Origin of the sequence: Acrocarpospora corrugata (genome assembly GCF_009687845.1) — a bacterium.
GTDB lineage: Bacteria > Actinomycetota > Actinomycetes > Streptosporangiales > Streptosporangiaceae > Acrocarpospora > Acrocarpospora corrugata.
In genome coordinates, this window is the sequence record NZ_BLAD01000085.1 from 1 (window position 1) to 9,640 (window position 9,640).

Genomic DNA, 9,640 nt, shown 5'->3' on the forward strand with positions numbered 1-9,640 from the left:
GCTGGCCCTCGGTGCCGACCTCCCGGGCGACCCGGGTGACCTCCTCGGCGAAGGCGGACAGCTGGTCCACCATCGTGTTCACGGTGTTCTTCAGCTCGAACATCTCGCCGACCGCGTCGACGGTGACCTTCCGTGACAGGTCGCCCCTGGCCACCGCCGTGGTCACCACCGCGATGTCGCGGACCTGAGCGGAGACCCGGCCGGACATGGTGTTCACGGCGTCGGTCAGATCCCGCCAGGAACCGGACATGCCGCGCAGGTTGGCCCGGCCGCCCAGCTTGCCCTCGGTGCCCACGTCCCTGGTCACCCGGGTCACCTCGGAGGTGAACAGGGCCAGCTGGTCGACCATGCCGTTGATGGCCTTGCCCAGCCGCCGCACCTCGCCGCGGGCCGTCCTGTCCAGGTCTATTCGCCGGTTCAGGTCGCCCTTGGCGACCGCGTCGATCACGTCGGCGGCGCCGGTCACCGGCGTGACCAGGGCGTCGATCAGGTCGTTCACCGACTCGACGCTCTCCGCCCACGAGCCGACTCCGGGCCCCGGCGTCAGCCGCTCGCCGAATCGGCCCTCTTTGACCACCTCGCGGCGGACCCGGGCGAGCTCGTTCGCCAGGTGCTCGCGGCGGTCGGCCAGCTCGTTCAGCAGCAGCCGGATCTCACTCAGCATCCCAGGAGGCGCGTGCGGCACACGGCGCCGGAAGTCGCCGTCCCGCCAGACGGTCAGCGTGTCCAGCAGGGGCCTGAGATCCGACTCGGAATACCGGCGTTCGGTCTCATCCTTTTCGGCGATGGTGCGCGACATAAGGCCTCCTCACTGGTAAGTCTGTCACGTTCCGTAGGAGTAGGGTCGTTGCTTGATTGACTCCGCGTCAGTGTGAAGTGTGGTAGGCACAAACGGGTGACGACTACTCCACGAGCCGTCCTGGCCGCCTCGTTCGCGGCGGGGGACTTGGCCGTGCCCGAGGTGAAGCGGTTCACGCGTGAAGTGCTGACCGCGTGGGCCGCCATGTCCATGTACGCGGACGCGGAACGGGTCGCCGAGGCGCTGGTGGCGGCGGTTCCGTTCGGATCCTTCGAGGTGCGGTGGATGCACCGGGGGGACTCCGTCCAGATCGAGGTCAAGGAACTCGGGCAGGAGCAGGACTCGCCGATCGACGCGCCCGCCTGGGGGGTCACCTACGCCGGTTCGGATCGTACCCGGTGGGCCCGGCTGGATCTGCCGGGCGGCGTCAGCGCGGAGGAGGTCGTCGAGCGGGTCGCCGGGCCCGGGTGGCTGGGGTTCCTGGCCGACGCAAGCGACCTGCTGGCCGGGACGCTCAACCCGGACATGGTGCCCGCGATCGTCGCGCAGATCGTGGTGCCCCGGCTGGCGTCCTGGTGCGCGGTCTACACGGCCGAGCATGGCGGGCCGCTCCAGCTGGCGTACGTGTGGCACGCCGACGAGGCCCGCACCGACGGGCTCCGCGAGGACCTGGCCGGGCTGACCATGCCGGCCGCGGACGACCCCGCGGAACTGGCTGTCGGGCCCTGGCAGGCGCTCGGGTTCCCCCTCACCGCGCGCGGGCGGCGGCTCGGCGTGATGTGCCTCGGGCGGTCCGACCGGTTCCCCGACGAGGTCATGCAGCTGGCCGAGGACCTGTCCAGACGTTCCGCCCTGGCCCTGGACAACGCCCGGCTGTACGCCCAGCAGGCCGCCGCCAACCTGGCCCTGCAACGCAGCCTGCTCCCGCTGGAGGAACCCAAGGTCCCCGGCCTGGACTCGGCGGTGATCTACGAACCGGCCGGCGAGACCAACGAGGTCGGCGGCGACTTCTACGACCTGTTTCCGGTATCCGAAGGCATCTGGCGCTTCGCCATCGGCGACGTCTGCGGCACCGGGCCGGAGGCGGCGGCCGTCACCGGCCTGGCCAGGCACACGCTCCGCCTGCTCGCCCGCGAAGGGTACGGCGTCGCCGCCGTCGTCGGCCGCCTCAACCAGGCGATCCTGGAGGAAGGCGACAGAGCCCGCTTCCTGACCCTGCTGCACGGCGAGATCACCCTCGCCAACGGCGGCCTGGACCTGCGCCTGGTGTCCGCCGGGCACCCGGAGGCGCTGCGGCTGCGGCCCAGCGGGGTGGTGGAGGCCGTGGCGTCGCCGCAGTCGCTGCTCGGGGTGTTCCCCGGGGTGCAGTTCGAGGCGGAGCCGGTCCGCCTGGAACCCGGCGACGTGCTGCTCGGCGTGACCGACGGCGTCACCGAGCGGCGGGCAGGCTCCCGGCTGCTGGACGACGAGAGCGGGCTCGCCAAGCTGCTGGCCGAATGCGTGGACCTGTCCGCGCGGGCGGTGGCCGAACGGATCCGCCGGGCCGTGCAGGACTTCGCGCCGGAGCCGAGCGCGGACGACCTGGCCATCCTGGTGCTGCGCGCGCCCTGAGCGGTCAGCCGGTGCCCGCCATGATGGTCAGTTCGGTGCGGACGCGGTCGGGGGGCCATCGGTCGGCCGGGTCCCTGGCCAGCAGGCCGAGGAGCACCGGAGCGAGCGGGCCGGCCAGGACGGGAGGGGCCGGGTGGGCGGTGAGCACCGCCGCGATCACGGCCGCCGGGCTGGTGCCGCGGTAGGGACCCCGGCCCTCGACCAGGTGGTACATCGTGGCGCCCAGCGACCACAGGTCACCGGCGGGGCCGTCGGCGTCGCCGTTGAGGCGCTCGGGCGCGATGTAGCCGGGGGTGCCGATCAGGCCGCCGGTGAGCGTCAGCGAGGTGTCGTCGGCACGGGCGGCGATGCCGAAGTCGGTGAGCACGACCCTGCCCTCGTCGTCGACCATGGCGTTGGCCGGCTTGACGTCGCGGTGCAGGACGCCGACGCTGCCGATCCGCTCGACCAGCCGGTACCGTCCCGCGAGCAGCCGCTCCTCCCGGCCGGGTGAGGGCTGGGTCCAATCGGCCCGTGCCGTGGCCGGCTCCGGCGACGGGGCGGCGGCTGTGCCGCGGAGCGCCGGAGTCGTGGCCGCCGTTCTGCGGCCCTTGGGCGTGCGGGCGAGGAGGAGCAGGGCGATCCCGCAGCCGAGGATGACCAGCTGGGCGCCGGCCAGGAAGTGGACCGGCGTGGTGAGGGTCGTGGCGGCGTGCGCGTAGTCGGCGGCGACGCCGTACAGGACCAGCGCGACGGTCACCGCGCCCGGCACGGCGAGGAAGGCGCGCCGGGCGTGGCGGGCCTGGATGATCGCGACCAGACCGCAGAACGCGATCACCCGGCCGGGCGCGAAGCTGGCCCAATCCCAGGTGAGGATGGCAGATTTGTCGAGCATGAGCCGGTCCCAGCCGACCAGAAAGTAGTCGAGGCTCTGGAACGGCGCGAGGACCAGGAGCACGCCGACGAGGCGAGCGCCGGGAACCGCCGCGGGGTCGGTGCGGCCGACTCGGCGCTCCAGCAGTTGGGGCACGCCGAGCCCGGCGAGGCAGAGCCCCGCCACGATCGCCGGGACGAGCGTGATCGTCGGCCCGATCGACTCGACCACCGCCCAGAACAGCGTGGCCGCGTACGCCAGCGCGACGACGAGCCCCGCGCCCGCCGCCCACTCCCGCGCCGCGGGTCTGCGCGTTCCCACCACGGCCAGGATGAGCGCCGCGACGGAGCCCGTCGGGATCAGGAACTCCCAGAGGTCGGGCGTCGAGGCGAATGACCACTCGTCCGGCCTCCAGAAGACCAAGCCCCAGAGCGGGGCAGAACCTGCCGCGAGCAGGATGGCCATGATCACCATGGCAGGCGCGATCCACGACCGGTACGTGCGCATATCGGATGGTCCTGGGATCAGGGGCGGGTCAGCACCCGGTTGGCGAAGTCGATCTGGGTGCGCATCTGCCTGATCCGCTCCTCCACCACCCGGGAGGCGTGGCCGGCGTCGTAGCGGTAGACGTCGTACTCGCTCTTCAGGGCGTCCAGGTAGTTCTCGATCTGGCGGATCGGGCAGCGCGGGTCGTTCTCGCCCGCCAGGACGAGCACCGGGGCCTCCACCAGGGTGGCGTAGGTGATCGGCGAGGAGGCCTCGTAACGGTCCGGGTGTTCGGCGGGGGAGCCGCCGATCAGGGCGCGATGGTAGGCGCGCAGGCCCTCGGCCTCGTCCTCGTACGCCGCCGTGTGGTCGGCGATCGGGACCGCGGCGATGCCGGCCGTCCACGCCTTCGGCTGGGTGCCCAGGCCGAGCAGGGTCAGGAAGCCGCCCCACGAGCTGCCGGACAGCAGCAGGCGCTGCGGATCGGCGATGCCCCGGTTGACGACCCAGTCGCGGACCGCGGCCACGTCGGCCAGTTCGATGTGGCCGATGTCGCCGTGCAGGGCGTCGCGCCAGGCGGAGCCGTACCCGGCCGAGCCGCGGTAGTTGATCCTGACCACCGCGAAGCCGCTGTCCACCCAGGCGGCGACGTGCGGCTGGAAGGAGTCGTCGTCCTGCGCGGACGGGCCGCCGTGCAGCAGGAACACCGTCGGGTACGGCGCCGGCGTGCCGATCGGCCGGGAGACCAGGGCGTGGATCCGGCCGCCTGGGCCGTCCACGTCGATGTCCTCCAGCGGCACCGACGGCGGGGCGGTCGGGCCGGGGTTCATCACGACGTGGCCGTTGCTGGACCTGATCACGGGGGCCTGGGCGGCGCTGGACCAGGAGTACTCGACCGTGCCGTCGGGGCGGGCGGCGGCCGCGTCGATCACGCCGTGCGGGGTCTCGATGGGGGTCATCGCGCCGCCGGCCAGGTCGTATCTGAGCAGTTCTGTGCGGCCTCGGTGGTTGTGCACGATGAGCAGGGCGCGGCCGTCCTCGTACCAGTCGGCGGTGACCTCGCCGGGCACGCGCAGGTAGATCTCGCGCTGTTCGCCGGTGACCGGGTCCCACACCAGCGGCTCGTGCCGGCCGCGGCGCTCGTGCAGCACCAGCATGCGGCGGTCGCCCAGCACGGGCGCGAACCTGATGCCGGTGACGCCCTTGCCGGCGCCGTCGCCCAGGTCGCCGACGACCGTGCCGTTGGCCTTCAGCACCCGCAGCGCGGGGTGGCGGGAGTCGCCGTGCTCGCTGTGGTTGATCGCGATCAGCGAGCCGTCCAGCGAGATTCCGGCCACCGAGGCGAACTCGTCGTGCTGGTAGAGGATCTTCGGCTCGTCGTCGCCCTGGAGCAGGACGACCTGGAAGCCCTTCCGGCAGGCGCGGCCGATGGCCGCCGTGCCGTTGGCGGCGAGCGCGAGGCCGCACGGGTAGCCGGGGGCGACATTATTCAGGGGCTGGGCGGGGCCGCCGCGGAACGGCTGGCGGATCCAGACGCCGTACTCGTCGCCGTCGGTGTCGGCGAACCACCAGATCCACTGGCCGGTCGGGTCGACGTCACCGTGCGCCGTCCCGTTCGGGCGGTCGGTGACCTGCCGGGTGTGGCCGGTCGCGCGGTCCCAGGCGTAGATCTCCCAGGTTCCGGAGGTGTTGGAGCGGTAGACCGCGTGATGCGGAGCCTGTTTCGCCCAAACCGGCAGCGTCGTGCGTGGGGCGCGGAACCTGGCCTGCCAGCGTTCCTCGGCCTTCATCGCTAATTCCTCCCGGGGTCCGCCGCTAAGTATGGCTCGTCGGTCTCCAGAACGGCCCAAAAATTGGGGATGTTAGGGGGGAATTTACGGCTAAAACTCCCTCGGGTCACTAGGGTCACACACGCGAGGTTTCACCGCCGTGGCCGCCAGCCTGTGATCAGCACAGATACCCGCACCGTGACCGGATCCGGAAGCGCTTCGACTGGCGATTCCCGCGCGTGCCAGGCGCTCGGGCCCATCCCGACGGCCTCCGTCACCGCCTTGTGCCCCAACTCCACCTCATATTCCAGCCGATCCTGTACGGCTTGCGCGAACCCATCCCCCAGAGCCGCCGCCAGCCGCCCTTCCTTGTCCTCCTCCACCCGCAGCAACCCCAGCCGGTCGACCAGCGGCCGCAGATGATCGGGTCCGGGCGTCACCGTCACCAGCATCCCGCCCGGCCTGAGCACCCGGGCGAACTCGGCCGGATTCCGCGGCGCGAACACGTTCAGCAGCACATCGAGCGCGTCGTCCCTGACCGGCAGCCGCTTCCACACGTCCGCGACCACCGCGCCGATCCGGGGATGCGCCCGCGCGGCCCGCTTCAGCGCGTGCTTCGACACGTCCAGGGCCAGCCCGACCCCTTTGGTGGCCTTGGCGAGGTAGAACCCGGTTCCCGCGCCCGCGTCGCCGACGGCCTCCCCCGGCCCGCAGAACTCGCTCAGGCGATCGGCGATCGGGTCGTAGTAGCCCATGCCAAGAAAATCATCCCGAGCCGCGACCATCGCCGGACTGTCGGCCGTCCCGGGCTTGGATGAGCCGGTGAGAAGGTTGACATATCCCTGTTTGGCGATGTCAAAGGTGTGTCCACGCCTACAGCACACCGATTCAGGCAGCAAGGAGAAGGACTCCCGGCACACCGGACAGATGAGCAGTTCCAATACGTCGACAAGCACGCGTTCAGTAAAACAGCAAGTCGACTGCAAGCCGCAGGGGGTGCAATAGCCGCACACGACAAGGAGAAGAGAAATGACCAGGAACCGCCGCTGCTGCCCCCGATGTCACACCACCCTCGACGAGGGCCCGATCCTCTACCGCTGCTCCCGCTGCCAGCGCGCCGTCTACGCCGCCGACCTCGACTTCGACTACACCGCCACCGTCAACCACTCAGCACGCTGACCAGTTCTTCGTAGATCGACGGAGCGGCGACCAGGAAACCCTCGCCGCACAGCTCCGGCGGGACCGCGCAGGCGTGCCTCGCACCGCTTTCGGGCGGATTGCCCGGAAGCGAGGGCAGATGACCTCGTGACGCTCCCGCCTCGGTGGCGACCAGACCGGCCGCGGCCACGTCCCACGGACGCAGATCCTCCGTGTGGGCGTCCAACCGCCCCGCGGCCACCCAGCAGATGTCCAGCGCCGGCGCCGCCGCCCGGCGAATGTCCTGGCAGCTCACCAGCAGCCGCCGTACCCGCTCGACGAGGGCGTCGACCTCCCCTCTCCGATGCGGGAACCCCGTGCTCACGATGGCCCGCCGGAGGCTCTCCGGCACACTGACCTTGATCGCCGTGCCGTTCAGCGCGGCCCCGCCGCCCCTGGTCGCGGTGAAGGTCTCGTCCAGGAAGGGCGCGTGCACGACGGCCGCCTCGACCACCCCGTCCACCGCGTACGCCAGCGACACCGCCACATACCGGTGGCCGCGCGCGAAGTTGGCGGTCCCGTCGAGGGGATCCACGATCCACACCGGCCCGTCGTAGCCGTCGATCGGGCCGGACTCCTCGGACTGGACGCGATGTCTCGGGAAGGCGGAGACCAGCGCGTTGCCGATCAGCCGGTCGGCGGCCAGGTCCGCCTTGGTGACCGGTTCGACGCCGTCCGGGTAGTCGATCGTGGCAGGGCCGCTCAGGGCGTAGCCGCGGAGCAGACGACCGGCGTCATGCGCGATCTGTACCGCCATATCGAGTTCTCGCACGACATCAAAGATATGGTGCCGTCATGCCGTACCAGCCAAGGGTCTTCGCGGGGGTGGAGGTGGTCGCGCTCTGCGACGCCGTCGGCCCGATGGGGGCCGCCATCAGCCGCCCGCTACCCGAACTCTTCCCCGGCGGGACCTTCGCCGACGGCGCGGAATGGGTTCTGCACTTCCACTGCCACCTGCTACGCGCGGACGGCGGCACGGTCTTGGTCGACACCGGCATCGGCGGCCTGGAGTCCCCCGCCTCCGGCTGGGCGCCCGTCCCCGGGCAGCTGGAGGACGAACTCGCCGCCGTGGGCGTGCATCCGACCGACATCGACGTGGTCATCCTCACCCACCTGCACAGCGACCACGCCAGCGGCGCGGTGGCGAACGGCGAACCCGCCTTCCCCAACGCCCGCTACGTGATCCAGCAGGCCGAACTCGACTGGCAGGGCGGCGGCCTGATGCGCGACCGCGTCATCCGCCCCCTCCGGGACTCCCTGGAGATCATCCACGGCAGAGCCGAACCCGTCCCCGGCATCACGGTCGTCCCCGCCCCCGGCCACACCCCCGGTCACCAGATCGTCGAGGTCGGCGACCTGATCATCTCCGGCGACGCACTGCTCCACGAAGCTCAGCTGGCCGACCCGTCGATCCGCTACCTCTACGACGACGACCAGGACCTGGCCGTGAAAACCAGAACCACCCTGGTGGGCCGGGCGACAGTCCTCGCCACAGCTCACTTCACCGACCCGTTCACGCCGGTACGCCCCCCGAAGTAGACATCGAGCTTGGCGCCGCCGTCAGGTCGGTGGGTTTTCTGAAATGGGGCGATATTGGGTGAGGTTGGTTGTGGGGTTTCCGTGGGTGACGAAGGCCGCCCAGGCGAATGGGTCGGGGTTTCGGGAGCGGACGGTCAGTTGGGCGGTGCGGAGGGCGTTGGGGACGCTCTGTCCGGCTGTCAGGTGGGTGTAGAACTCCTTCATCAGGTCTGCGGTCGCGCGGTCGGGGATCTGCCACAGGGTGCTGACCAGCGTCTGCGCGCCGGCGACCGCGAAAGCCCAGCGGAGTCCCACGAGTCCCTCGTCGGAGCGGTGTTCGCCCAGGCCGGTGTCGCAGGCCGACAGGACGACGAGGCGGGTGTCGCGTAGGTCGAGCGTGCACACCTCGTCGGCGGTGAGCAGGCCGATCCCGGCCGCGACGGGTGGGGTGGAGCCGCTCAGCCACGTGTTGACACCGGCGAACGCCACGGCGGATCGCAGCAGCGGATCGGACCCGGCGAATCCGAAAGAGTCCTGGACCGGCGGCCGCACCCGCTCGGCGCCGACGACGAAATCGCCCTCTCCGGGAACGTGGAGCACCTGCACACTCTCGTAGTGGTCCCCGAGAGGCGGGGGCTCCGGACTCGGCATGAAGAAGCCGTGCGTCGCGAGATGCACGACCAGCGGCGATTGAACCGAGGCCAGAGTGATCTTCACCGCCCGCGCTCCGGTGATCGCTTCGGTTCCCAGCAGCGCGGCCGCCTCTCTCCCCTCCACAGCGCTCCCGGGCAGCGGCCTGACCGCCCTGCTCGGCGCGGCCGACCCGAGATCGTAGTCCGGATCGGCGATGACCAGCGGCGGCCCGGCCACCCGCTGACGAACGGGTTTCGTCCAGCGCAGCAGGTCGCGGGGAGCGGACAGATAGGAGATCTCGTACTCGTCGATCAGCCGCCCGGTTCCGGGGAGCGGTAGGAGCTGGAAAGGAAGTAGCCCCAGCCTGCCTCCGGCCACGATCAGCACGCGACGATCCCGGATGTCCAGTGGGTCGAAGAGTTGCTCGCGCAGGGCGGCTGCGCATGCGTCGCGTTCGTCGGCGCGGTTGGCGCGAAGCCGGGGGATGAGGAGTTCGCGGAGTCGCGCCAAGTCCGCGTCGATTTGGTCGGCGTCGCCGAGCAGGATCATGCGTGGCCCATCCGAGGCGATTTGCCCGGGATCGCCGAGTTGCGGTTCGGGCGAGGTGACGACGAAGGCCAGGTAGTGGCGGGGTTGGTGGGCGTGGAGGCCGTCGTGGGTGGTTGGCGGGGTGCCGAGGGCGAGGTTGGCGAAGTCGATGATTCTGGTCTGGACGTAGGTGATTAGGGTGGTTCCTGGGGGGAGGGAGGTTGCGATTCGAGTGGCGGTTGGGGG

At 71.0% G+C, this 9,640-nt stretch carries 9 protein-coding genes and 1 pseudogene; 3 read left to right on the top strand and 7 right to left on the bottom strand.

Annotation, left to right across the window (positions count from 1 at the left end; translation table 11 throughout):
* Positions 1 to 799: HAMP domain-containing protein (locus tag Acor_RS33135; RefSeq protein ID WP_170317196.1), on the bottom strand; the 799-nt coding region annotated here is incomplete at its 3' end.
* A 96-nt stretch (positions 800 to 895) separates the two neighbouring features.
* Between Acor_RS33135 and Acor_RS33140 the strand changes: the two genes are divergently transcribed.
* Positions 896 to 2,410: a PP2C family protein-serine/threonine phosphatase gene (locus Acor_RS33140; RefSeq protein WP_246239478.1), complete on the top strand. Its 1,515-nt coding sequence runs from the start codon at positions 896 to 898 to the stop codon at positions 2,408 to 2,410.
* Between the two features lie 4 nt (positions 2,411 to 2,414).
* On the opposite strand, the gene Acor_RS33145 is transcribed toward Acor_RS33140, so the two are convergent.
* From Acor_RS33145 to Acor_RS46465, 4 genes and pseudogenes are all read right to left on the bottom strand, one after another.
* Positions 2,415 to 3,770, bottom strand: coding sequence for a serine/threonine-protein kinase (locus Acor_RS33145; protein WP_155340722.1), 1,356 nt, complete (start codon positions 3,768 to 3,770; stop codon positions 2,415 to 2,417).
* Between the two features lie 17 nt (positions 3,771 to 3,787).
* Positions 3,788 to 5,539, bottom strand: a complete 1,752-nt coding sequence (locus tag Acor_RS33150; RefSeq protein ID WP_155340723.1) for a S9 family peptidase — start codon at positions 5,537 to 5,539, stop codon at positions 3,788 to 3,790.
* A gap of 131 nt (positions 5,540 to 5,670) precedes the next feature.
* Positions 5,671 to 6,303: a methyltransferase domain-containing protein gene (locus Acor_RS33155; protein WP_246239480.1), complete on the bottom strand. Its 633-nt coding sequence runs from the start codon at positions 6,301 to 6,303 to the stop codon at positions 5,671 to 5,673.
* A gap of 51 nt (positions 6,304 to 6,354) precedes the next feature.
* A pseudogene (locus tag Acor_RS46465) lies at positions 6,355 to 6,531 on the bottom strand (putative RNA methyltransferase); the annotation flags it as partial.
* Positions 6,532 to 6,547: 16 nt separating this feature from the next.
* Here Acor_RS46465 and Acor_RS42450 point away from each other — a divergent pair.
* Positions 6,548 to 6,697 (top strand): hypothetical protein, encoded by a 150-nt coding sequence (locus tag Acor_RS42450; RefSeq protein ID WP_170317197.1) that lies wholly within the window; start codon positions 6,548 to 6,550, stop codon positions 6,695 to 6,697.
* On the opposite strand, the gene Acor_RS33160 is transcribed toward Acor_RS42450, so the two are convergent.
* On the bottom strand, positions 6,678 to 7,487 hold the full coding sequence (locus Acor_RS33160) for an inositol monophosphatase family protein (protein WP_155340725.1): 810 nt from the start codon (positions 7,485 to 7,487) through the stop codon (positions 6,678 to 6,680). The two genes, Acor_RS42450 and Acor_RS33160, sit on opposite strands and share 20 nt — an antisense overlap.
* A 23-nt stretch (positions 7,488 to 7,510) precedes the next feature.
* Between Acor_RS33160 and Acor_RS33165 the strand changes: the two genes are divergently transcribed.
* Positions 7,511 to 8,254 carry an MBL fold metallo-hydrolase gene (locus tag Acor_RS33165; protein ID WP_155340726.1) on the top strand — a complete coding sequence of 248 codons (744 nt, stop codon included), beginning with the start codon at positions 7,511 to 7,513 and terminating at the stop codon, positions 8,252 to 8,254.
* A gap of 21 nt (positions 8,255 to 8,275) precedes the next feature.
* On the opposite strand, the gene Acor_RS33170 is transcribed toward Acor_RS33165, so the two are convergent.
* A partial coding sequence (locus tag Acor_RS33170) for a CHAT domain-containing protein (RefSeq protein ID WP_170317198.1) occupies positions 8,276 to 9,640 on the bottom strand: 1,365 nt, incomplete at its 5' end.

Bases quoted from the DNA above. Each gene is read 5' to 3' on its own strand.
- Acor_RS33145 (WP_155340722.1), bottom strand. From the start codon at position 3,770: ATGCGCACGTACCGGTCGTGGATCGCGCCTGCCATGGTGATCATGGCC.
- Acor_RS33150 (WP_155340723.1), bottom strand. From the start codon at position 5,539: ATGAAGGCCGAGGAACGCTGGCAGGCCAGGTTCCGCGCCCCACGCACG.
- Acor_RS33155 (WP_246239480.1), bottom strand. From the start codon at position 6,303: ATGGTCGCGGCTCGGGATGATTTTCTTGGCATGGGCTACTACGACCCG.
- Acor_RS42450 (WP_170317197.1), top strand. From the start codon at position 6,548: ATGACCAGGAACCGCCGCTGCTGCCCCCGATGTCACACCACCCTCGAC.
- Acor_RS33165 (WP_155340726.1), top strand. From the start codon at position 7,511: ATGCCGTACCAGCCAAGGGTCTTCGCGGGGGTGGAGGTGGTCGCGCTC.